Origin of the sequence: Subtercola boreus (genome assembly GCF_003399645.1) — a bacterium.
Lineage (GTDB): Bacteria > Actinomycetota > Actinomycetes > Actinomycetales > Microbacteriaceae > Subtercola > Subtercola boreus_A.
The window spans coordinates 147,311-170,081 of sequence record NZ_NBXD01000019.1; the positions used below are offsets into that span (position 1 = coordinate 147,311).

General features: G+C 68.5%; 22 protein-coding genes and 1 tRNA gene. 10 read left to right on the forward strand and 13 right to left on the reverse strand.

The genetic code is table 11. The features are described from left to right. Nucleotides 1-10 precede the first annotated feature (10 nt). Entirely contained in the window at nt 11-1,120 is a 1,110-nt protein-coding gene (gene prfB / locus B7R24_RS10100; protein WP_116418838.1) for a peptide chain release factor 2, read from the reverse strand. Between the two features lie 69 nt (nt 1,121-1,189). Between prfB and B7R24_RS10105 the strand changes: the two genes are divergently transcribed. From B7R24_RS10105 to B7R24_RS10115, 3 genes are all read left to right on the forward strand, one after another. Then, nucleotides 1,190-2,512: an MFS transporter gene (locus B7R24_RS10105; protein ID WP_116418839.1), complete on the forward strand. Its 1,323-nt coding sequence runs from the start codon at nt 1,190-1,192 to the stop codon at nt 2,510-2,512. Between the two features lie 30 nt (nt 2,513-2,542). Beyond that, a tRNA-Leu gene (locus B7R24_RS10110) sits at nt 2,543-2,624 on the forward strand. Between the two features lie 60 nt (nt 2,625-2,684). After that, on the forward strand, nt 2,685-3,581 hold the full coding sequence (locus tag B7R24_RS10115) for a DedA family protein (protein ID WP_116418840.1): 897 nt from the start codon (nt 2,685-2,687) through the stop codon (nt 3,579-3,581). Between the two features lie 51 nt (nt 3,582-3,632). Here B7R24_RS10115 and B7R24_RS10120 read toward each other — a convergent pair whose 3' ends face one another. The 4 genes from B7R24_RS10120 to murI are packed head-to-tail and all read right to left on the reverse strand — an operon-like array spanning nt 3,633 to nt 6,966. Continuing rightward, nucleotides 3,633-4,580 (reverse strand): cation diffusion facilitator family transporter, encoded by a 948-nt coding sequence (locus tag B7R24_RS10120; protein ID WP_116418841.1) that lies wholly within the window; start codon nt 4,578-4,580, stop codon nt 3,633-3,635. A 57-nt stretch (nt 4,581-4,637) separates the two neighbouring features. Further along, nucleotides 4,638-5,294: a non-canonical purine NTP pyrophosphatase gene (locus tag B7R24_RS10125; RefSeq protein ID WP_116418842.1), complete on the reverse strand. Its 657-nt coding sequence runs from the start codon at nt 5,292-5,294 to the stop codon at nt 4,638-4,640. Further along, nucleotides 5,291-6,073 (reverse strand): ribonuclease PH, encoded by a 783-nt coding sequence (gene rph, locus B7R24_RS10130; RefSeq protein WP_116418843.1) that lies wholly within the window; start codon nt 6,071-6,073, stop codon nt 5,291-5,293. The genes B7R24_RS10125 and rph overlap by 4 nt, the downstream gene beginning before the upstream one ends. Continuing rightward, complete coding sequence (murI, locus tag B7R24_RS10135) at nt 6,070-6,966, reverse strand: glutamate racemase (protein WP_116418844.1); 897 nt, start codon at nt 6,964-6,966, stop codon at nt 6,070-6,072. The genes rph and murI overlap by 4 nt, the downstream gene beginning before the upstream one ends. A gap of 36 nt (nt 6,967-7,002) precedes the next feature. Between murI and B7R24_RS10140 the strand changes: the two genes are divergently transcribed. Continuing rightward, nucleotides 7,003-8,382, forward strand: coding sequence for a nicotinate phosphoribosyltransferase (locus tag B7R24_RS10140; protein ID WP_116418845.1), 1,380 nt, complete (start codon nt 7,003-7,005; stop codon nt 8,380-8,382). Between the two features lie 37 nt (nt 8,383-8,419). Here B7R24_RS10140 and B7R24_RS10145 read toward each other — a convergent pair whose 3' ends face one another. Genes B7R24_RS10145 through B7R24_RS18435 form a run of 3 tightly spaced genes read right to left on the reverse strand, consistent with a single transcriptional unit; the run spans nt 8,420 to nt 11,880 of the window. Then, a complete protein-coding gene (locus B7R24_RS10145) occupies nt 8,420-8,731 on the reverse strand; it encodes a DUF3039 domain-containing protein (protein WP_116418846.1) in 312 nt (103 codons plus the stop codon). 9 nt (nt 8,732-8,740) lie between these two features. Then, complete coding sequence (locus B7R24_RS10150; protein ID WP_116418847.1) at nt 8,741-10,387, reverse strand: ABC transporter permease; 1,647 nt, start codon at nt 10,385-10,387, stop codon at nt 8,741-8,743. Continuing rightward, nucleotides 10,363-11,880 (reverse strand): ABC transporter ATP-binding protein, encoded by a 1,518-nt coding sequence (locus B7R24_RS18435; protein ID WP_367302618.1) that lies wholly within the window; start codon nt 11,878-11,880, stop codon nt 10,363-10,365. Before B7R24_RS18435 ends, B7R24_RS10150 begins: the two co-directional genes overlap by 25 nt. Before the next feature lie 226 nt (nt 11,881-12,106). Between B7R24_RS18435 and B7R24_RS10160 the strand changes: the two genes are divergently transcribed. Together B7R24_RS10160 and B7R24_RS10165 are read left to right on the forward strand one after the other, a co-directional pair. Next, nucleotides 12,107-13,111 carry a hypothetical protein gene (locus B7R24_RS10160; RefSeq protein ID WP_116418848.1) on the forward strand — a complete coding sequence of 335 codons (1,005 nt, stop codon included), beginning with the start codon at nt 12,107-12,109 and terminating at the stop codon, nt 13,109-13,111. Between the two features lie 76 nt (nt 13,112-13,187). Further along, complete coding sequence (locus B7R24_RS10165) at nt 13,188-13,577, forward strand: hypothetical protein (RefSeq protein WP_216363669.1); 390 nt, start codon at nt 13,188-13,190, stop codon at nt 13,575-13,577. A 3-nt stretch (nt 13,578-13,580) separates the two neighbouring features. Here B7R24_RS10165 and B7R24_RS10170 read toward each other — a convergent pair whose 3' ends face one another. Next, nucleotides 13,581-14,675, reverse strand: coding sequence for a glycosyltransferase (locus B7R24_RS10170; protein ID WP_116418849.1), 1,095 nt, complete (start codon nt 14,673-14,675; stop codon nt 13,581-13,583). A gap of 135 nt (nt 14,676-14,810) precedes the next feature. Then, nucleotides 14,811-16,484 carry a S1C family serine protease gene (locus B7R24_RS10175; RefSeq protein ID WP_253259384.1) on the reverse strand — a complete coding sequence of 558 codons (1,674 nt, stop codon included), beginning with the start codon at nt 16,482-16,484 and terminating at the stop codon, nt 14,811-14,813. A gap of 155 nt (nt 16,485-16,639) precedes the next feature. On the opposite strand from B7R24_RS10175, the gene B7R24_RS10180 reads away from it, so the two are divergent. Next, nucleotides 16,640-17,836: an aminotransferase class I/II-fold pyridoxal phosphate-dependent enzyme gene (locus B7R24_RS10180; RefSeq protein WP_116418850.1), complete on the forward strand. Its 1,197-nt coding sequence runs from the start codon at nt 16,640-16,642 to the stop codon at nt 17,834-17,836. A 142-nt stretch (nt 17,837-17,978) separates the two neighbouring features. On the opposite strand, the gene B7R24_RS10185 is transcribed toward B7R24_RS10180, so the two are convergent. Continuing rightward, nucleotides 17,979-18,791, reverse strand: a complete 813-nt coding sequence (locus B7R24_RS10185) for a carbon-nitrogen hydrolase family protein (protein ID WP_116418878.1) — start codon at nt 18,789-18,791, stop codon at nt 17,979-17,981. Nucleotides 18,792-18,802: 11 nt separating this feature from the next. Continuing rightward, complete coding sequence (locus B7R24_RS10190) at nt 18,803-19,837, reverse strand: zinc-dependent alcohol dehydrogenase family protein (RefSeq protein WP_116418851.1); 1,035 nt, start codon at nt 19,835-19,837, stop codon at nt 18,803-18,805. Nucleotides 19,838-19,896: 59 nt separating this feature from the next. Between B7R24_RS10190 and B7R24_RS10195 the strand changes: the two genes are divergently transcribed. From B7R24_RS10195 to B7R24_RS10205, 3 genes are all read left to right on the forward strand, one after another. Next, complete coding sequence (locus B7R24_RS10195) at nt 19,897-20,382, forward strand: hypothetical protein (RefSeq protein WP_116418852.1); 486 nt, start codon at nt 19,897-19,899, stop codon at nt 20,380-20,382. 21 nt (nt 20,383-20,403) lie between these two features. Next, nucleotides 20,404-20,799, forward strand: coding sequence for a thioredoxin (gene trxA / locus B7R24_RS10200; RefSeq protein WP_116418853.1), 396 nt, complete (start codon nt 20,404-20,406; stop codon nt 20,797-20,799). Nucleotides 20,800-20,874: 75 nt separating this feature from the next. Next, nucleotides 20,875-22,455 (forward strand): family 14 glycosylhydrolase, encoded by a 1,581-nt coding sequence (locus tag B7R24_RS10205; RefSeq protein ID WP_116418854.1) that lies wholly within the window; start codon nt 20,875-20,877, stop codon nt 22,453-22,455. Nucleotides 22,456-22,537: 82 nt separating this feature from the next. Here B7R24_RS10205 and B7R24_RS10210 read toward each other — a convergent pair whose 3' ends face one another. Further along, nucleotides 22,538-22,768, reverse strand: coding sequence for a hypothetical protein (locus tag B7R24_RS10210; RefSeq protein ID WP_116418855.1), 231 nt, complete (start codon nt 22,766-22,768; stop codon nt 22,538-22,540). Nucleotides 22,769-22,771: the final 3 nt, after the last annotated feature.

Consider the following 22,771-nt stretch of genomic DNA (forward strand, 5'->3'; position numbering starts at 1 on the left):
ATCGACCGGCTCAGCTCTCGATCTTGCGCTTGCGCCACCGGATGCCCGCGGAGATGAACCCGTCGAGGTCGCCGTCGAAGACATTGCTGGGGTTGTTGACCTCGTAGTCGGTGCGCAGGTCTTTGACCATCTGGTAGGGCGCCAGCACATAGCTGCGCATCTGGTCGCCCCAGCTCGCCGTGATGGTGCCGGCCAGCTCCTTCTTCTTGGCGTTCTCCTCCTCGCGCTGCGCGAGAAGCAGCCGCGACTGCAGCACGCGCATGGCGGCCGCCCGGTTCTGGATCTGGCTCTTCTCGTTCTGGCAGCTGACGACGATGCCCGTGGGGAGATGGGTGATGCGCACCGCCGAGTCCGTCGTGTTCACCGACTGCCCACCGGGACCGCTCGAGCGGAACACGTCGACGCGGATGTCGTTCTCCGGCACCTCCACGACGTCGGTCGTCTCGATGAGCGGCACGACCTCGACCGCCGCGAAGCTCGTCTGGCGCTTGCCCGCCGAGTTGAACGGGCTCATGCGCACGAGTCGGTGCGTTCCGGCTTCGACCGAGAGCGTTCCGAAAGCGTAGGGCGAGTCGATCTCGATGGTGGCGCTCTTGATGCCCGCCTCTTCCGCGTAGCTCGTGTCGAGCACGGTCGACTTGTGGCCGTGCTGCTCGGCCCAGCGCAGGTACATGCGCATCAGCATCTCGGCGAAGTCCGACGCGTCGACGCCGCCCGCTCCGGCGCGGATGGTGACCACGGCGGGCCGGGGGTCGTACTCCCCGTTCAACAGGGTCTGCACCTCGAGCTCGCCGAGCAGCTTCTGCAGGCTGACGAGCTCGGCCTGCGCCTCGGTCACGGCCTCCTCGTCGGACTCGTCGTTGGCGAGTTCGACCATCACCTCGAGGTCGTCGAGCCGCGAGTCGATGCTGATGATCTTCGCGAGCTCGGCCTGGCGGTGAGACAGGGCGCTCGTCACCTTCTGGGCCTGCTCGGTGTCGTTCCAGAGGTCGGGCACGCCGGCCTGCTCGCTGAGCTCGACGATCTGGGCCCGCAGGCCCTCCACGTCGACCACCGACTGGATGTCGCCGAACGTGGAACGGAGGGCGCTGATCTGCTCAGAGAGGTCGAGTTCTAACACGATCCCCCAGCCTACCCGCTCCGTCTGGCGGCGGGCCGGGCGCTCCTCCGGTCGTAAACTGGTTGCCTGATGACAACTTCTGGGCCTGCGGTCGAATTTCGGATCCGGTCGGTCGCAGCATCCGCTCTGCTGCCTGCCCTGCTCTTCGCGATCGGCGAAGGGGCGATCATCCCGATCATTCCGGCCATTGCGAGCAACCTCGGGGCGACCCTCGCGGTCGCCGGGTTCATCGCGGGTATGACGATGATCGGGGAGCTCATCGGAGACATTCCGAGCGGCTGGGTCGTGAGCCGCATCGGCGAGCGTCGGTCGATGATCTGGGCCGCCGGGCTGTCGATCGTGTCGGTCATCCTGAGCCTGGTCGCACCGAACGCACTCGTGTTCGGAGTCGGCATCTTTCTGCTCGGCCTGTCGGCGGCCATCTTCGCGCTCGCCCGGCACGCCTTCATGACGACCTACGTGCCCGTTCAGTTCCGGGCCCGCGCGCTGTCGACGCTCGGCGGAACGTTCCGGGCGGGCTGGTTCATCGGCCCGTTCCTCGGGGCAGGGCTGATCGCGCTCACGGGTACGTCGATGTCGGTGTTCTGGGTGATGGGGCTCTGCGCGGTGGCGATCATCGTGCTGCTGCTGGTCGTCGACGACCCGACGGAGAAGCTGGCGGCGGGGAAGCTGGCCGCGGGGAAGCTGGCGAGAGCGGATGCCGGCGAGCCGTCGCACCCGGCCCCCACGGCCGGCGAGAGCGAACTCGCCGAAGAGGCGCAGGGCCTGTTCGCGACCATCTGGTCGTTCCGGGCCGTGCTGACCCGACTGGGGCTCGGCGTGGCGATCGTCAGCGCCCTGCGTGCGAGCCGCACCGTGGTGCTGCCGCTCTGGGCGGTGAGCCTGGGCCTGCCCGAGAGCAACACCGCGCTGATCATCGGGCTGGGGGCCGCCCTCGACTTCGCTCTGTTCTACTCCAGTGGCCAGATCATGGACCGTTTCGGCCGACTGTGGAGCGCACTGCCCTCGATGATCGGCATGGGAGTGTGCCTGGTCATCCTGTCATTCACCCACGACTTCGCGCAGGCGGTCGGCTGGTTCATCGTGCTCACGGTGCTGCTGGGGGTCTCGAACGGCGTGAGCAGCGGCATCGTCATGACACTCGGCGCCGACCTCGCGCCCAAGAGCTCCCCCGCTCCGTTCCTCGGGGCGTTCCGGTTCACCAGCGACCTGGGCTCGGCGGCCGCACCGGTTCTCATTTCGGCGATCGTCGTGGTGGCCGGCCTCCCCGTCGCGGTCTTCGCCATCGGCGCGATCGGGTTCGCCGGGGCCGGCGTGATGCTCCGCTACGTGCCCCGCTATGTACCGCGGAGCCCTGCTCACAAATCGCTGGGATTCAAACCGGGCGCGTGATACCCACCCATTACACTGGGGGTGTTCTTCGCGGGAGTGGTGAAATTGGTATACACGCAGGTTTTAGGTACCTGTGCTTTCGAGCGTGAGGGTTCAAGTCCCTTCTCCCGCACGCGAGAGCCGATTCTTCCGGCCGGCCGCTTGAGAAACACGACGACTGGAGTCTCCACCCATGCACGCAGCGCTCATCTCCGCGGCCGTCCAGGCCGCGCCGGTGCACACCGCCCTCATCCCCTTCCTCGACCCGACGAACCTGATCAACGCGTTCGGTCCGTTCGCGCTGCTCGGCATCTGCTTCATCGTCTTCGCCGAGACCGGGCTGCTGGTCGGGTTCATCCTGCCGGGCGACACGCTGCTGTTCTTCACAGGCCTGCTCACCTACTCGGGAATGAACGGTGCGGGCATCCAGGTCCCCATCTGGCTCGTGGCCCCGGCCATCGCGCTGGCCGCGTTCATCGGCGGTGAATGCGGCTACCTGATCGGCCGGAAGGCCGGCCCGCGCATCTTCGAACGCAAGGAGTCGGGCTTCTTCAGCATCAGGAACGTCGAGCGCACGAACGCCTTCTTCGAACGCTTCGGGGGGTTCGCCGTCGTGATCGCGCGCTTCGTGCCCGTCGTTCGCACCTTCGCCCCGGTCGCCGCGGGCGTCGGCAAGATGGATGCGCGCAAGTACAGCTTCTACAACGCCATCGGCGCGATCATCTGGGGCGGCGGCTTCACCCTGCTGGGCTTCTTCCTCGGCCAGATTCCCGTGGTGGCCGACTTCACCGCGAAGTACATCGACGTGGTACTGCTCGCGGTGGTCGTGCTGACCCTCGTACCGACGATCTTCCACACCATCCAGTCGACCCGCAAGGCGCGGAAGGCCGCGAACGCCGGTGCTGCCTCGGGTGCGGGTACCGCCTCGAACGCCGGTACCGCCTCGAACGCCGCTACCGCCTCGAACGCCGCTACTGCGTCAGGTGCCGACATCGATGCCGAGACCGTCGAGGCGACCGGCGCAGCCGAGAAGCTGCTGCTCGATCCGTCGGCCTTCACGCAGCACCCGCGTAAACGCGACGCGACCTGATCCGCCGCTAGCGCCGCACGCGCGGCTGCCGCCGCGCGACGTCCGCTATGGTCAGCGGTGTTGTTCGTGCTCGTGGCCGGCGTGCTCGGCCGGCTCGAGCTGGAAGGTGGAGTGCTCGACGTCGAAGTGGGCCGTCAGGCACTCCGACAACCGGTCGAGCAGCTCCCCCGTCGAGCCCTCGGCGAAGACGCGCGGCTCGACCACCACGTGCGCGGAGAACACGGGTTCGCCCGAGGTGATCGCCCAGACGTGCACGTCGTGAACTTCGAGCACCCCGGGAGTCTCGATGATGTGGCGCCGGATCTGCTGAACGTCGGTCTCGCGCGGGGTTGACTGGATGAGCACCGCCACGACGTCTCGAAGCAGCACGAAGGCCCGCGGCACGATCATCACGGCGATGGCCAGCGACGCGAGGGCGTCGGCCGTGACGAAGCCCGTCGTGATGATCACGATGCCAGCGACGATGACCGCGACCGATCCGAGAGTGTCGCCGAACACCTCGAGGTAGGCCCCACGCATGTTGAACGACGCACGATCGCCGCCCCGCAGCACCAGCAGCGCAGCGACATTCGCGACCAGCCCGATCGAGGCGATGATGAGCATCGGTAGGCCCTGTACATGGTCGGCCTCAGGTGAGAGGAGACGCCGCACACCCTCGAAGCCGACGAACGCGGCGACGACCAGCAGAATCAGTCCATTGGCAAGCGCTGCCAGCACCTCTGCACGCTGGAAACCGAACGTGTGCCGGTCGGAAGCCGGTCGCAGAGCGATGATCGAGGCCACCAGCGCGATGACCAGGCCGAAGAGGTCGGAGAGCATGTGGCCGGCGTCGGCGAGCAGGGCCAGCGAACCGCTGAGGGCCGCACCTGCGACCTCGACGACCAGCACCGCGGTGACGATGCCGATGGCGATGAGCAGCCGCGTGCGGTTCGTCGACCCGTTCGCGTGACTGTGTCCCTCGCTGTGGCCCTCGCTGTGTGCCTCGCTGTGTGCGCTCATCGCTTACAGGATAGGCAGCCCTCCTGCCAGAAACCACCCGCCCGGGCCTGTTCCCGTCTAGATAGGAATGACGTTCATTCTCAAGAGTGGAATCACGTTCGAGAACGCCAGGGCCCGGTGGCTGATGGCGTTCTTCTCGTCGGGGCTGAGTTCGGCCGCGGTCACGGTGAGTCCGGCCGGAACGAACACGGGATCGTAACCGAACCCGTTTGCACCGCGCGACTCGCGGAGGAGCGAACCCCGCCAGAACCCGGCGGCCACGTCTTCGTACGGCTGGTCATCCGGAGCCGCATCCGGAGCCGCACCCGGAGTTTCAGGGCGCAGGGCCGCGGGAACCACCACCGCGATGTGGCAGACGAAGGCCGCGCCGCGCTGGTCGTCGTGGATGTCGGCGAGCTGGTCGAGGAGAAGCTCCCGGTTCGCCAGATCGCCCTTCCCGTGCCCCGCCCAGCGTGCGGAGAAGATGCCGGGCGACCCCCCGAGGATGTCGACGGTGATCCCGGAGTCATCGGCCAGCGCCGGCAGCCCCGTGTGCAGAGCCGCCGCCCGCGCCTTGATCAGCGCGTTCTCGTTGAAGGTCGTTCCGTCTTCGACCGGCTCGGGCCCGTCGTACTTCACGATGTCGAGCTCGGGCAGCCGGGCACCCAGGATCTTCTGGAACTCGTCGACCTTGTGCTGGTTGTGCGTCGCCAGCACGACGCGAACCCGGTTCATGCGTCGTTGCCCGGCGTGGTGGAGGGGAGTGCGGGGGCGAGCGCCGTCTCCTGCAGGGTGGCCAGGGAGGTCGTGCCGACCAGGGCGAGGTCGAGCAGCGCGTTCAACTCGGCCCGGTCGAAGGGTGCTCCCTCGGCGGTTCCCTGCACCTCGACGAACGAGCCCCGGCCGGTCACGACCACGTTCATGTCTGTTTCGGCACGCACGTCTTCGACATATGCCAGATCGAGCATGGGTGTTCCGTCGATGATGCCCACCGAGACGGCCGAGACGCTGTCGGTGAGCGGCTGGGCCTTCTGACCGATGAACTTCTTGCCGCGGGCCCACTCGATGGCGTCGACCATGGCCACGTAGGCGCCCGTGATGGCGGCCGTGCGTGTTCCGCCGTCGGCCTGCAGCACGTCGCAGTCGATCACGATGGTGTTCTCGCCGAGCGCCTTCATGTCGACGACCGCACGGAGCGACCGGCCGATGAGCCGCGAGATCTCGTGGGTGCGGCCGCCGATCTTGCCCTTGACGGCCTCCCGGTCCATGCGGCTGTTCGTCGCCCGCGGCAGCATGGCGTACTCCGCCGTGACCCAGCCCTTGCCCTTGCCCGACATCCAGCGCGGAACGCCATTCGTGAACGAGGCCGTGCAGAGCACCCTGGTCTTGCCGAACGAGATGAGCGCAGAACCCTCGGCCTGCGCGCTCCAGCCGCGCTCGATGGTCACCTCGCGAAGGTCGGCGACCGATCGGCCGTCGGCGCGCACGAGCGGGGAGGGGGTGGTGTCGGTCATCGGTTCTCCTTGAAGCGGGGGTGGGGTTTGATGCTGTGGCGCTCGGTGGTCTGTTCGGCGAGCGCGGCCAGGGCGGCGGGGAGCACGGGAATGGTGCCGGTCTCGACCAGATCGACCGCATCGACCTGCGGACCGAGAAAACGGTGGGCGAGCCGCAGGAACTCGTCGGCACTCTCGCCCGTGGCCTCATAACGGTAGGTCGGCTCGGCCGAGCTCGTGCGCAGGATGCCCTGGCCCACCAGTTCGCGGTAGACATCGTTCGCGGTCTCGGTGTCGCTCGACACGAGCGTGACACCGTCGCCCATGACGACACTGATCGCGCCCTTCAGGAACGGATAGTGCGTGCACCCGAGCACCAGCGTGTCGACCTTCGCCTCCCTCAGCGGGGCGAGGTAGTCGGCTGCCACAGCGAGCAGCTCGGGGCTCGACGTGTCACCGCCCTCGACGAAGTCGACGAAGCGCGGGCAGGCCACGCTCAGCAGCTCGAGGTGCGGGGCGGCGGCGAAGGCGTCGTCGTAGGCGCGCGACGTGACCGTGGCGCTCGTGCCGATCACCCCGACGCGGTTGTTGCGGGTCGCCCTGACGGCGGCACGCACGGCCGGTTGGATGACTTCGATCACCGGCACCCCATAGCGCTCCCGGGCATCCCGGAGCATGGCGGCCGACGCCGTATTGCAGGCGATGACCAGCATCTTCACACCCGCATCGACCAGATCGTCGAGCACGGCGAGAGCGAAGCGACGCACGTCGGCGAGAGGCTTGGGGCCGTAGGGCGAGTGCGCGGTGTCGCCGACGTAGAGCAGAGATTCGTTCGGCAGCTGGTCGCGAATGGACCGGGCGACGGTCAGACCACCGACCCCGGAATCGAAGATGCCAATCGGTGCGTCACTCACAACTGACGAGCCTACCGTGGGGCTAGGCTCGTCGCTGTGAGCTCATCCACCGCCCTTCTCACCGACCGGTACGAGCTGACGATGCTCGATGCGGCCCTCACCGACGCGACCGCCGACCGGCAGTGCCTCTTCGAGGTGTTCGCCCGAACGCTCCCGCACGATCGCCGGTACGGCGTCGTCGCGGGCACCGGCCGGGCACTCGAGCTGGTTCGCGACTTCCGGTTCGGCGAAGCTGAGCTCGACTGGTTGCGAACCAACGGCGTGGTGAGTGCTCGCACGCTCGACTGGCTGGCCGACTACCGGTTCACGGGAACGATCCGCGGGTACCGTGAGGGCGAGCTGTACTTCCCCGGCTCCCCCATCCTCACGGTCGAGGCGTCGTTCGCCGAGGGTGTCATCCTCGAGACCCTCATTCTCAGCGTTCTGAACTACGACTCCTCGGTCGCCGGCGCCGCAGCCCGCATGGTCTCGGCCGCAGCCGGCCGGCCGCTCGCCGAGATGGGCTCGCGCCGCACGGGCGAACGTTCGGCCGTCGCCGCCGCCCGGGCCGCGTACATCGCGGGCTTCGCGGCGACCTCCAACCTCGAGGCCGGGCGCTCCTGGGGTGTTCCGACCATGGGCACAGCAGCCCACGCCTTCACGCTGCTGCACGACACCGAAGAAGATGCGTTCCGCTCACAGGTCGAGGCGATGGGACCGGGCACCACCCTGCTCATCGACACCTACGACGTCGACCGCGCGACCGACCTCGCCGTCGAGGTCGCGGGCCCGGCTCTCGGAGCCGTGCGGCTCGACTCCGGAGACCTCCCCGCGCTCGTCGCCTCGGTGCGCGCGCGCCTCGACGCCCTGGGCAACACCGCCACCAGGATCACCGTCACGAGCGACCTCGACGAATACACGATCGCCGCACTGGCGGCCACCCCGGTCGACTCCTACGGGGTCGGCACCTCGGTCGTCACGGGCTCGGGGTCGGTGGCTGCGGGAATGGTGTACAAACTCGTCGCCCACCGCACCGACAGTGGCGAATGGATGTCGGTGGCCAAGCGCTCAGCGAAGAAGACGTCGATCGGCGGTCGTAAGAACGCGGTGCGACAGCTCGACGGCGACGGCCACGCGGTCGCGGAGGTGCTGTACGTCGACGCGGATGGAGACGGGAGCGCCGGGCGCGGCGGCGCTGGCAGCGCCGGCAGCGCTGGCAGCGGCGCAGACTCCGAGTCGGGCGTGGTCTTCGGCGAACGCGACCTTCTCGTGACCCTGGTCGAGAACGGGGTGGCCGACGAGGCCTACCTCGGTGCCGCGGGCGTCGAACGGGCCCGGGCCCACCACAGGGCTGCGGTTGCCGAACTGCCGCCGGGGGCGTTCCGCCTGTCGCGCGGCGGAGAGGCGATCATACCGACCCGCTACATCACCGACTGACGCAGCGCTCGCCCCGGGCGCCATCCCTGGGTTCTGTCTACTCGTCTTTGATCATCTTGTCGTAGATGTCTTTGCAGGTCGGGCAGACCGGGAACTTGTCGGGGTCGCGGCCGGGAACCCACTTCTTGCCGCAGAGGGCCTTGACCGGGGTGCCGCTCAGCGCCGACTCGAGGATCTTCTCCTTCTGCACGTAGTGCGAGAAGCGCTCATGGTCGCCGGGATCGATCTGCTCGGTGTTGAGCAGCTCTTCGAGTTCTCGTTCGAGCGTCGCGGTGCCTCCCCCGTCGGGTAGGGCACCGGGCTCGGAGATCGAGGCCCGGGGGGTGAGGGACAGCGGCGACAGAGTCATGCAAAAAGTCTAGCCGCGAACGGAGGTGGCGAGGATCTCTGGCCCGCGGCGGTTGAAGACGGCACCGCCGGCCACACCGCCGAGCACCAGCACGGCCACGCCGACGAGCACACCCCACCAGAGCGAGCTCCAGTAGGCACTGTCTGCGGTGAGACCGTCTGCTGCCACACCGGCTGCGGCTGACCCGGCTGCGGCCGACCCGGCTGCGGCAATGCCACCCGGGGTCAGGGCGACGATCGCGAAGTAGAGGCTCGGCGACGCCAGCGCCAGGGTGCCGACGACGATTCCGACCTGCACGAAGACCGAGGTCGAGCCGGTCGTCTGGGGCTGAGTGAACGGGCTCTCGCCGGGACGGGTTGCCGCGTAGGGAAAACGGGCGGAGAGGAGGCTGCCGAGCCCGGTCGAGACGAAGAGCAGGCAGGTACTCACGCCGAGAATCGAGGGCAACGCTGCGCTGTTGTGGGCGAAGAAGACGGTGGCGACCGATCCGACACCGATCAGCGGCAGGCCCAGCAGCAGAACCGGGGCGATGCGACCGAATCGGTCGGCGATGCCGCGCTTGCCCGAGACGACATGCAGCCAGACGGCGGTGTTGTCGAGGGCCACATCGTTGTGCACGGCGAACCCGAGGAACAGGCACATGATCGGCAGCGGGAACAGCGCGTACTGCTGCAGGGGGAACTGCACGACGATGAGAGGGATCGCCAGGATGATCGGCACGATCGGAATGATGACCAGCGGAACGTAGTACCGCGGGTCACGTGCCCAGTAGGTGAGGCTGCGCGCGGCGATCGAACCGGCGGGGGTCGAGGGCAGGCTGCCGAACCAGCCGAGGGCCGCGGGCTGGGCGCGAACGGCGCCGTCCCGACGCGACGAGGTCATCATCAGGGTCACCAACGTTCGCCAGACGACCCACAGTACCGAGACCGTCACTGCGGCGATCAGGAAGCACAGGAAGGCTCCCCCGGTGTCGCCACCGGCGGCGACCGCGGGCAGGGCCCATGCTGCGCCGAGCGGGGTGAACCCGAGCATCCGCGAGACGGTGTCGCCGAGAGTGGTGTCTGCCGAGCCCCAGTTGAGGCTGAGCGCCAGGGCGTCTGCCGGGGCCACGAGCACCAGCACGAAGACCCCGACCACTCCTGCGACTTCCCGGGCCCGCCGGGTCACGAGCACGAGCGCCGAGACAGACGAGAAGATGCGACCGCAGAGAACGCAGGTGGCGACGGCGAGCAGCGCACCGACGACGGCCAGCACGGCACCGAGGGGGCTCGCCGACCACACGAGCACCGTCGCGACGGAGAAGACCAGGGTGGCCACGACGGGCAGCGCCACGACGGAACTGACCGCGGTGGCGAGGGCGAGCTTCGGCCCGGGGATGCCGAACAGCGCGAAACGGCGGGGATCCATCGGGTCGTCGCGCTGCAGGAGCAGGGGCACCACCACGAACGCCAGCACGATGGCCGACCCTCCGATGACGATCTCGGAGCGGGCGACCACCGTGTCCAGCTGCGCGAGCCGCAACACCCTGGCGGAGACGGCGATCACCGCGACGAGAGCGGCAAGAAGACCGATCCCGACGCCGACGCGGCGAGCGGGGGTGCCGGTTGCGATGTTGGCGAGAAGCGCGAGCCTCAGTCGAGTGAGTTCAGCAACCATTCCATGCCCTTGACTGCCTTGTGGCCTCCGGCCAGTTCGATGAACCGGTCTTCGAGGGTCGACCCCTCGCGAACCTCGTCGACGGTACCGCTGGCGAGAACCTTGCCCTGAACGATGATGGCGACGCCGTCGCAGACCCGCTCGATCATGTCCATGCTGTGGCTCGAGAGCACGACGGTGCCGCCGTTGGCGACATACCGCTGCAGGATGCCGGTGACCGTGTCTGCAGAGACCGGGTCGACGGCCTCGAACGGCTCGTCGAGAACGAGCAGGCGCGGTGAGTGGATCATCGAGGCAGCCAGCGCCACCTTCTTCGTCATGCCCGCGGAGTAATCGGAGACCAGGCGACCGAGGGCATCCTGCAATCCGAAGGCCTCGGCCAGTTCGTCGGCGCGCTCTCGCACCGTACGCCCGTCGAGCCCCCGCAACGACCCGGAGTAGTGCAGCAGCTGGCGCCCGGTCAGCCGGTCGAAGAGCCGCAGCTTGTCGGGCAGCACTCCGATCGAACGCTTCGCAGCCACCGGGTCATCCCAGACATTCAGACCATTCACTCGGATGACGCCCGCGTCGGGCCGCAGCAGCCCGGTGACCATCGAAAGCATCGTCGTCTTGCCTGCACCGTTGGGACCGACGATTCCGTAGAACCCGCCGCGCAGGACATCGAGATCGACCCCATCCACCGCAACCGTCGATCCGTAGCGCTTGACGAGTCCCGCCATCGAGAGCGCGGGCAGGGTGACGGTCTCGCCCTCGGCCGTCGCCACGGCATCCCCGATCTGCGGCTCCTCGACGACTCGGGCCTCGACGGTCTGCGCTTCGACGGTGCGGGCCTCGACGGTCTGCGCTTCGACCGCATGCGCCTCGACAGCGTGCGCATCAGCCGCAGGAGCTTCGACGGCGACGGCCCGCGGTTTGGCCTGGCGCGGAGCCGTGGGCCGAGACGGTGCGCCACCCGTCGAGGCGGTGCGTGGCGAGGCGGTGCGGGGCGAGGCGGTCCGCGGTGTGGAACTTCGAGGGCTGGAGGTGCGCGGTGGAGTCGTGCGCGGCGCGCTCGACCGGGACGCCTTCTCGACCGGCGCATCCTGAACCGAAGCCACCTCGACCGGCGCATCCTGAACCGAAGCCACCTCGACCGGCGCATCCTGGACCTTAGCCGCCTCAACCGGCGGCAACGGAACGGTCTCCTCCGGGGCAGCGACACCGGGCGCAGAGGCCTTCGCCGCGGCAACCGCGCGGGGCGGGCTCACCCGGGGCTTCGCGGTGCGGGGCGCCGCAGGCTTCCGGGGCGCCGCGGGGGTCTTCGTCGTCGCACCGGCGGAGGCGCTGCGACCGGTCGACGCTGCGCGGGTGGCGGCGACGCGGGGTTTGGCGGGAGCACGGCGCACAGCAGGGGTGCGTTCCGCGACAGCGCTGTCGGATGCGGTGTGTTCCGGCGCGCCCGACGGCTCGGGCTGCTGACTCCCGGTACCGGGAGTGTCTGCTTCTGAACTCACTCGTTAAACCTATCAATCCCCATGGTGCGCTGCGACGGCCAGAGTCAGCTCCGACGGCCCGAGTCATCTGCCGGCGCTCAGAGCCCCACCCCCGGGCCACAGAACGAACCCGCGACGACAGCATGTATATCACAGAGCATCCGGCTGGCGCTGTGCCTCGATTGGTTCAGGCGCCCCCCATAGAATTGGCGACTCACCCGCGACAACTCTGGAAGAGAGACCGACGATGGCCAAGAGCACCAAACCTCTTCCCGCCGAGGCGAACCCGGCCGATGCGAACCCGGCCGATGTGAACCCCAAGGTCATCCAGGGCATCGACCGGGTGCTGAGCATCCACCGTCCCGTTGTGATCGCCCACATCAGGAGCATGCGTAAACGGCACCCCGGGTACACCCCCGCCCAGTTGATCTCGGCGCTCGAACGTCACTACCTCGCTGCGGTCACGACCGGGGGCGCCGCGGTGGGTGCGACGTCAGCGGTTCCCGCGGTCGGCACGGCCGCGTCGCTGGCCCTCACCGGTGTCGAGACCCTCGGGTTTCTCGAGGCGAGTGCCCTCTTCGCCCAGTCGATCACCGAGATCCATGGCATCGCGGTGGAGAACCCCGACCGGGCCAGGGCCCTCGTCATGAGCCTGCTGATGGGCAGCGGCGGCGCCGACCTCGTTCAGCAGCTCGCCAAACAGGCCGGTGGCGCCGGTACCGGGCGTTCCGAGTTCTGGGGAACGATGGTGACGAAGAACCTGCCGCAGGCCGCGGTCGGGCCGATCGCCGACCAGATGAAGAAGACGTTCCTGAAGCACTTTCTCGCCTGGACCGGCTCCACCGCTGTGGGGCGCCTGCTCCCCTTCGGTGTGGGTGCCGTCGTCGGCGGCGCGGGCAACAACATCCTGGGTCGCCGGGTGGTGAAGAGCGCACGCAGCGCCTTCGGCCCCGCGCCGACGGTCTTTCCGGTCGGAACGGAGCCGACGATCAAGGCGCCGACAGTCCGGGCACCCGAGGCGCCGAAACCTCCCAAAGCCGTCAAGCCCGGCAAGATGAAGATCTCCAAGCCGCCGAAGCCCGCGAGGGAGTCGAAGGCCAAGCCGGCCACGCCGTCGAAGGTACAGAAGACCTACCGCCTGCCGAAGGAACCCCGCACGCCGAAGGTACCCACACCCTCGTACGACATCCCACAGGCCGCCCCGACGGGCCCGCAACCCCAGGGAACCACTCCCCCGCAGCCGCCCGCCTGACCGCCGGTTCGACCGGAGCCGCACGGAGCAGGCCCGGGGCCGGTGCAGCGTCGGTGGCGCGTCGTACAGTTCCAGCATGCTCGCCAGGAGAACCTCCACGCCACCGCCGAACCGGTCCCCATCGAACCTCTCGAACCGGTCGCACCGGTCGCGGTCGAACACGCCCCCGCCCACCCCGCCGACGTCGAACCCGCTCGCCGAACCGGCCTACGCCGTGCCGCTCCGCGTCGACCGCACGGCCGCGCCCGTCTACCGCATCGTCAACGTCGGTCACGAACGGTTGGTCGGGCTCACGTTCTGCCTGCTGGGTTCCGGGGTCATGAACACGGGCACGCCCCGGCCGCTCGATGTGGGCGGCGTGCTGGAGGTGATCATCCGCGGCGAAGACCTGGCCCGCCGGTCGGTGCTCGTCGTGCGGTGGTTCCGGCCGACGGGTGAGGAGTACCTCTGGCGGGTGAGCTTCTGACCTCTAGTCGAGGTTCACGATCACGGTGTCGGCCGCGCCCTCGAGGTTGAAGAACCCGGCCAGGTACCCGAAACCCCAGCTGAAGTGCGCGAGCGGCAGCACCAGCGCGAACCAGGCGCCGGTTCGGGCGCCGGAGCGCGTCGCCTCGATCACACCCAGCACCAGCACGCCGACCACATAGGCGATGGGAACGAGCAGCAGGGCGAACAGGATGAACGACACCACGGTCGCGGCCCCGAGCGCTCCGGCGACGAGACCGAAGAGCCCGCCCGCCCCCAGGATGAAGCCCAGGATGGTCGCCACGACGACAGCGGGCGGCAGCGGAAACCGCAGGTCGGTGCTCTCGGGGAACGCACGGGCGAACTCGCCACGCCAGAGCCCCTCGGCGAAGAGGCTGCGGGTGAGCACCACGACTCGTGATGGCGGGCGGAAGGTCACGCTCAACTCGGGAACGAACACGACGGAGTGGCCCGCCTCCCGCAGCTTCTGGTTCATCTCCCACGCCTGGCCGTGACGGATCTCCTCGTCGAACAGCCCGGCTTCGATGAACATGCGGCGGCGCAGAACGTGGTCTTCGGCGATGTTCGTCGGTCCGGCTGCGCTCGCCCTCTTGAGGGGGTCGGCCGCCAGGCCGAGCCGGTGGCCGAACACCTTCGCCACGGCACGCTCGACGGCGTTCACGCCGATGGGCACGGTGCGCCCGACGAGGGCCGCAGCATCCGTTCTCACCATCGCCTCGACCGCGTGCCGGGTGTAGTCCACCGGGAGCTCGCTGCGCGGGTCGACCCGCACGATCAGGGAGCTGCGGGCAGCGGCGATCGCCTCGTTGAGCGGGATGACCGGCGACGCCGACCTCGTCGTGAGCACGGTGAGGCGGGGGTTGAGAGTCGCGGCGTACTCGACGAACTGCGTGGTGCCGTCGGTGTTCGGGCCGACCGCCACGATGATGTCGAGCCCGAGCGGATAGCTCTGCGCCGCAATGCTCTGCAGGGCCGCCTCGATGGTCTCACGGTCGTTTCGCGCGACCATGATCGCGGTCACCGGCGGCAGCACAGACGACCCGGCAGCAGAGGAGGGGGCAGGAGGAGAGTCGTTCATTGGTCCGCTCGGTGGTTCAGGTACAGGCCGCCCACATACCGATAGGCCCCCCGCTTGCAGTCACAGCAAGCGTTGAGCCTATCAGGTGGGGTGGTTTGCGCCGGGAGCGGCGCGGTCGGCGAGACGCCGTTCGGGTCAGCTGGCGAGTTCGCCGAGCGTGACGTCGACCGTGGTCGACTTCCCGTCGCGCAGGTAGGTGACCGAGGCCGAGGCGCCCGCCGGGAGCACGCGGACCTGGGCGGTGAGGTCGGTCGCATCGGCGATGGCGATGCCGTTGAACGCCGTGATGATGTCGCCCTTCTTCAGCCCTGCCGCCGCCGCTGCGCCGCCGTCGGTCACGGCCACGACGCTCGCGCCGGTGACGGTCTGGGTCGTGTCGGTCGAGGCGCCGATGGATGCCCCGAGCAGGCCGTGGGTGGCCTTGCCGTTCGCGATGATCTCATCGGAGATGCGCTTGGCGAAGTTGGCCGGAATCGAGAAGCCCACGCCGATGCTGCCCGACTGGCCGCTCGAGGAGCTGCTGCCCGCGCTGGCGATCGCCACGTTGATGCCGATCAGCTTGCCTTCGGAGTCGAGGAGCGCGCCACCGGAGTTGCCCGGGTTGATGGCCGCATCGGTCTGGATGACCGCGAGCGAGATGGAGCTCGACGCCGTCGAGGGCGTCTGTGTCTGCGAGTTGCCACCCTGGCCCGGAATGTCGAAGTTCCAGAAGTCGTAGGGGCTGCCAGTGCTGTTCGGGTCGGGCGTGGCCTGCTCGCCGCTGGTGTCGGGCGCGGCCGACGACGCAACGGTGATGCTGCGGTTCAGCGAGCTCACGATGCCGTTGGTCACCGTGCCCGAGAGACCGAGCGGAGCACCGATGGCGATGGCCGTGTCACCGACGTTCAGCTTCGACGAGTCACCGAATTCGATCGGAGTGAGGCCCGAGGCATCCTGCAGCTTGACGACCGCGAGGTCGGCGACGGGGTCGGTGCCGACGACCTTGCCAGCATAGATCTTGCCGTCGGCGGCGGTGACGGAGATGGTCGGGTTGGCGGTGGCGCCGTCGAGCGTGACGACGTGGGTGTTCGTCAGAACGTTGCCGTCACTGCTCAGAATGACGCCTGACCCGGTGCCCGACGTGGTCGTGCCGTCGGTCACCGAGAGGGTGACGACAGAGGGCGACGCCTTGGCCGCGACCGCCGTGATGAGGTTGGCTGAGTTCGGGTTGTTGACGGTGATCGTCTGGGGGCTGGCGGCCTGGCTCGACGCGTTGTTGTTGTTGCCCGACATGGCCCAGACGCTGATGCCGGCACCGGATGCCCCGCCGATCAGTGCGCCGATGGCCAGTGCTGCCACGAGGGCGACTCCGGCCCGACGCCTGACGGGCGAGGTCGTCGTACCGTCAGCCGTGGCGAAGGACCCGGCGGCGGGCTGCCCGAACGCTCCGTTGCCGTAGTTGGGCAGCGGGGTGGTGGGCTGCGTGTAGGCGGCCTGCGGCGCGGGGTGCTGGGCCGGTGGGTACGCGGGCTGGCCATAGCCGGGCTGGTTGTTGCCGGGCTGGTTGTAGCCGGGCTGGCCGTTGCCGGGCTGGCCGTTGCCGGGCTGGTTGTAGCTGGGGGTGGCGGGGCCAACCGGAGCGACGGGGCCAACCGGAGCCACGGGGGAAACCGGAGGGACGGGAGCAACCTGCTGGGCGTTCTCGACCGGCACGGCGTCGTGCGTCGGAGCCGCGGGCTCGACCGGTGGTGCGGGGGTGGTGTTGGAGGCCGGAATGTCTCGGGGGGTGGAGATGTCGCCCGAGTCGTCGGCGCCTGTGCTGTCGGTCAATTGGTGCTCCTTTCAAGCATCTCCAGCTTTCCCGGCATACCTGTGCATTTTCTATGCGTGGGCTGCGAGCAGACTGTTGTTTCAATTCTGCACCGCCTGCGGCCGTCTGCACCCCCGCGGCCGGTCTCGGCCCGAGAGCCGAGTAGGTTGGAGCAATGTCGATGAACGGACCGTGGCAGAGAACCGCTGAGGGTGCCGGCCTCCTGAAGAGCGACGGGGTCGTTCGGCCCACGATCTTCGCCGAGATGAGCGCGCTCGCCCAGGCCACCGGGGCCATCAACCTCGGCCAGGGTTTTCCCGATGAAGACGGGCCGGCCGAGGTGCTCGACGCCGCCCGCCGGGCCATCAGCGAGGGGCTCAACCAGTACCCGCCGGGGCTCGGCATGCCCGTGCTCCGCACCGCGATCGCCGACCACCAGCGGCGGTTCTACGGTCTCGACCTCGACCCCGACCGCCAGGTTCTCGTCACCGCGGGCGCGACAGAGGCGCTCGCCGCCACGATTCTCGCCTTCGTCGACGATGGTGACGAAGTCGTCACGCTCGAGCCGTTCTACGATGCCTACGGCGGTCTCATCGCCCTGAGCCGCGGCATCCACCGCACCGTGCCCCTGCGGCTCCCCCACTTCCTCCCTGACCATGACGACCTGCGCAGGGCGGTCACCGACCGCACCAAGCTCATCGTGATCAACAACCCGCACAACCCCACCGGCGCCGTTCTGCCGCGGGAGACGCTCGAACTCATCGTCGAACTCGCCCACCAGCACGACGCGCTGATCGTCACCGACGAGGTCTACGAGCACCTGACCTTCGACGCTCCGCACATTCCGATCGCCACCCTGCCCGGCGCCTGGCAGCGCACGATCACCATCTCCTCGGGCGGCAAGACCTTCAACACGACGGGCTGGAAGGTCGGCTGGATCACCGCCCGCCACAAGCTCATCACCGCGATCGTCGCGGTGAAGCAGTTTCTCACCTACGTGAACGCGGCACCCTTCCAGCCGGCGATCGCGCTGGGGCTCGGGCTGCCCGACGAGTTCTTCGAACGGCTCGCGGCCGACCTGCGGCACAAACGCGATGTGCTCTCGGCGGGGCTCGCCAAGGCGGGCTTCGAAGTGCACGACTCCCACGCGAGCTACTTCGTCGTGGCCGATGCTGCCCCGCTCGGTTTCACGGATGCGACCGACCTCTGCCGCCAGCTCCCCGAGCTCGCCGGAGTCGTGGGCGTTCCGCTCTCGGCGTTCTGCCACGACGAACTGGCGGGCGAATACTCCTCCCTTGTTCGCTTCGCGTTCTGCAAGCGCGTCGACGTACTCGAGCTGGCCGCCAAACAGCTCTCCCGCCTGGGCCGCTAGCCCCGGGCCGGTTCCGCGCCGGTTCCGCGGCGGTTCCGCGGCGGTTTGTCCGTTTCGCGGCTGCGCGCGCACCCGCGAATGCGACAAACGGGCGCGCAACCCCCGGGCGCTCAAGCAGGGGCGCGGCGCCGCTGCGGCCGGGTCAGCGCGGCACGACCGCGAAGCGGCGGAGGGCGAGGGCGGGGTTGATCCTTCGCGCCTCATCGAGATGCGACGGGTCGACGAACGCGACGGTGACGCCCTCCTCCGAGCCAAGGGTGGCGAGCGCAGTGCCGGTCGGGTCGAGCACCTGGCTGAGGCCGACCCCGCCGGGGGCGGTGTGGTCGGCGGCCGCCACGAACACGGTGTTCTCGATGGCGCGCACCGCGAGCAGCGCGTTCCAGTGCCGCTCCTTGGTCGGGCCCGGCACCCACTCCGCCGGAACCAGCACGAGGTTCACCCCGGCGTCGACCAACCAGCGCGTCACCTCCGGAAAGCGGATGTCGTAACACGTCTGCAGCCCGACCGTAAAGCCCGCCACGTCGAACGTCTCCGGTGCGGCGACAGTGTCGTGCTGCATCCATTCGCTCTCGGTGACGCCATAGGCGTCGTAGAGATGCAGCTTGCGGTAGCGCGCGACCACGTCACCGGTCGGCGACAGCGCCACGAGCGTGTTGTGCACCCGCGGGCCGTCGGCAGTCTCGACGATGCCGGCGACGAGGTGGATGCCGTACTGCACGGCGAGCGCTCCGAGCGCCTGCACGAACTCCCCGTCGATCGACTCGGCCGCGTCGAGGGTCTGGCTGCCGAGCGGTGCCAGGAAGTGCATGGAGTATTCGGGGAACACGACGAGGCCTGCGCCACGGGCGACGGCGGTCTCGATCATCCCGCGCATCGCCTCGAGGTTCGCGGCCTTGTCGCCGCCCGGCGCGAACTGGGCGACCGCGACCCCGAGCGGGTCGCCAGACGCTCTCATGGCCGTGTCGCTCACGACAGGTGCGCGATCGCCTTGATGGCCCGCCGGCCGTCCATCGCGGCGTAGGCGTCGCCGATGTTCTCGAGGTCGAACTCGTAGTCGAAGACGAGCCCCGGTTCGATCGACCCGTTGAGCACGTCGTCGAGCAGGGCGGGCAGGTAGGCGCGCACCGGCGCAACCCCGCCGCCGAGCCCGATGTTGCGGGTGAAGGCATCCTGGAGGGGGAACTCGACACCGTGCGGAACCCCGACGAACCCGACGCGCGAACCGGGCCGGGCGACTGCGAAGGCCGTGGTGAAGGCCTGGGCCGTTCCGACGCACTCGAGCGTGGCATCGGCTCCGACGCCGCCGGTCAGCTCGTGCAGTTCGGCGACCGCGTCGTCACCGCGCGAAGAGATGATGTCGGTGGCCCCGAAGGCCGTCGCGATGGCCTGGCGCCCGGGGTTGCGGCTCAGCGCGATGATGCGCTCCGCACCGAGGCGACGGGCCGCGAGCACGCCGCAGAGCCCGACGGCGCCGTCTCCGACGACCGCGACAGTCGATCCGGCGACCACGCCCGCGCTGACCGCAGCGTGGTGGCCCGTACCCATGACGTCGGACAGTGTCAGCAGCGAGGGCAGCAGCCGTGCATCCGGAACCCCGCCGGGAACGACCACGAGCGTGCCGTCGGCTTCGGGCACCCGTACATACTGGCCCTGGCCGCCGTCGGTGCCGACCGCCCAGAATCCGCCGTGCACACAGGAGGAGGTGATGCCGTGCAGGCAGTGGGCGCAGGTTCCGTCGCTCCACATGAAGGGCGCGATCACGAAGTCGCCGACCTTCAGAGCCGTGACCTCGCCACCGATCTCCTCGACCACGCCGAGGAACTCATGGCCGATCGGTCCGCCGCCTCTGCGTTTGCTCTCGCCGCGGTAATACCAGAGATCGGAGCCGCACACGCAGGTCGAGGTGACGCGCACGATCGCTTCGCGGGCATTCTGGATGACCGGGTCGGGCCGGGTCTCGACCGAGACGTCGAACGGGGCGTTGTACACGGCTGCTCTCATAGACCAAGCCTAGAGCGCGCATCCGGAGTGGCCGGCGACTCCGCGTAGACTTCGTACCCATGATCGTGGAGTCGCTGGATCGCCTTGCTGCCGGGCGGAACGCGACCTACCGCATCGCCGAAGACCTGCGCACGCATCCGCGCACTGAGCGGGCGTTCACGGCGATCACCTGGCTGCTCGCCGTCGAATTCGTTCTCGGCGTCGCCGCTCTGGCCATTGCCCTCGTGCTCACGCTGAACGGCCAGCAGGTTCCCTGGCCGGTCTGGTTTCGGGGGCTGGTCGTTCTCGGCATCACGACGACGCTGTTCTACTTCGCCTGGCGGGCACGCTCCGGTTTCTACTGGGCATACTCGAGGCTTCGACTGTTCAGCAAGATTTTTCCCCTCGTGACCCTGGTCATCGCCGCCATCCCCGGCCTCTACCCGCTCTGGATGATCACCGAGCAGATTCTCTTCAGCCTGGTGTTGTTCGGCATCGGTGAATACCTGTCGAGCGACCACATGCGGAGCGCCTTCAGCAAGCCCGACCGGGGGAATACGCGGTAGAGCGAGGTGGTTTAACCCTCCATGAGCACTCAGACCCTGACCCAAGAGAACCACGACCAGACGGTCGCCGACGGTATCGTGCTGATCGACTTCTGGGCCGCATGGTGTGGCCCGTGCCGGCAGTTCGCGCCGGTGTTCGAAGCGACGAGTGAGAAGAACGGCGACATCACGTTCGCGAAGGTCGACACCGAAGACCAGCAGGCGCTCGCAGCCAGCTACGGCATCACCTCCATCCCGACCCTGGTCGTCTACCGTGACGGCATCCCCATCTTCGGGCAGCCCGGCGCGCTGCCACAGCCCGCCCTCGAGGGTCTCATCGAGCAGGTGCGGGCCCTCGACATGGCAGAGGTGCGCAAGGAGTACGACGAGGCGCTTGCGAAGCGCGAAGCCGAGGGTTCTGCCGAGGTGGATGCATAGCTGATCTTTTCTCACTATGATGGTGGGTCTCGTCTTGGGGAGACGTGACCCACCATTTCCAGTTGAGAGAGATCAATGACGACTCAGCACCACCCCCGCTCGGAGCACCGCCCCACGCACCCCTTCCGCCGCCTCCTCGCGGTGGCCGCGGTCACGACAGTCCTGGCCGGCGGTGTCGTGTCGCTGCCGACCGCGGCGCTCGCGGCGACCGGTGACTCCCCCACCGTCAACGCCATGGCTCCGCTCTGGATGGCCGACTGGGCGAGCGACGGCCCTCAGTGGCAGGCCTTCACCCGCCAGCTCACCGAGTTCAAACGCATCGGCGGCACCGGCATCTCGGTCGACGTCTGGTGGGGCAAGGCCGCCCTCACACCGACGTCGTACAGCTGGGGCTATTACGACAAGACCTTCGCTGCCATCAAGGCCGCCGGCCTCAGCATCGTTCCGGTGATGTCGTTCCACCAGTGCGGCGGCAACGTAGGCGACGACGGGGACTGCAAGACGCCGATCACGATCCCCTCGTTCGTCTGGGATCCGATGACGGTGGGGGGCATCGTCGGAACGCGCCCGGCCGACAACTACTACCAGAGCGAATACGGCAACATCTCGCGCGAGACGGTTTCGCCCTGGGGCCTGACGGCGGCGCGCACGTACCAGCAGATGAAGAACTTCATGAATGCCTTCGAAGACCACTTCAGCTCGGGCGCGACCGATCTGCGGGGGTCGATCTCCGAGGTCGCGCTCAGCGCCGGTGCCTCGGGTGAGTTGCGCGAACCGTCGTACAACGCGCACGACGCAGGCGTCGCCGGCTCCCCGGCGTCGTATCCCAACCGCGGGGTACTGCAGACCTACAGCCCGGCCGCCAAGTCTTCGTTCACCGCGTGGGTGCTGGCGAAGTACGGATCGGTCGCCGGCGCGGCCTCGGCCTGGGGCATCCCCGGGCTCACGCTCGACACCATCTCGGCACCGAACGACCACGCGAACTTCTTCACCTCCGGCGCGTTCAAGAACATCACGTACGGCAAGGACTTCACGAACTGGAACACGCAGAGCCTCGTGGGCCACGGGCGGAAAGTTCTGAACGCCGCCATCGAGGCGTTCGACGGCGCCTTCGCGAACGTCGACCTCAGCGAGAAGATCCCCGGGGTGCACTGGCAGACGATGTCGGCCTCGAGCATCCAGCGGGTGCCTGAGGTGGCGGCCGGCCTCATCTCAACCGACACCGACATGAACAGCGCGGCGACCGGCCATGGCTACCGCCCCATCCTGACGATGATCAGCGACGTGAACGTTCACGGCGACGGTACCCTGCCGGTCACCCACCACATCGTGCTGCACTTCACCGAGCTCGAGAAGACGAACCTCGTCGACGACGACATCTACAAGGGCGCCTATTCGGCCGCGGCCGACCAGGTCGGCTGGATCGCCGATGCGGCGTGGGACGCGGGCGTCGAGCTCAAGGGCGAGAACGCTCTGAACGGCGGGCTCTACAGCGATGGTGACGCGACCCACGCGGGCTGGTCGCACATCAGGCAGGCCTTCGACCGTGACCCCGTCCGGCGCTTCTACGGCCTGACGGTGCTGCGCCTGAGCGATGTCGCAACACCCGGAGCAGCGGAGACCGGCATGGCGAACTTCATCCGGGACTACAAGTAGGGCTGAGGGCGACAGGGGGGCCTGAACGAGAGAAGCCCCCGGCCAGAGCGGCCGGGGGCTTCTTCGACGAATCGGGGAACGGCTACGCGCCGTCGACGTGGCGCAGCACCTGCAGGGGAATGAACACCCCGAGGCACACCGCCACCAGACCGGAGGAGAAGATCAGGGCACCGAAGTCAGGGAACTCGAAGGCGACTCCGAAAAGGAACATGCCACCGAGGAAGAGCGCGAGTGACACGATCAGGGCCACCACAGTGGTCACTCCGCCAGAGGTCTGGCGGGATTCGACGGGGCCTTTACCGAGCTGTGTCATGAC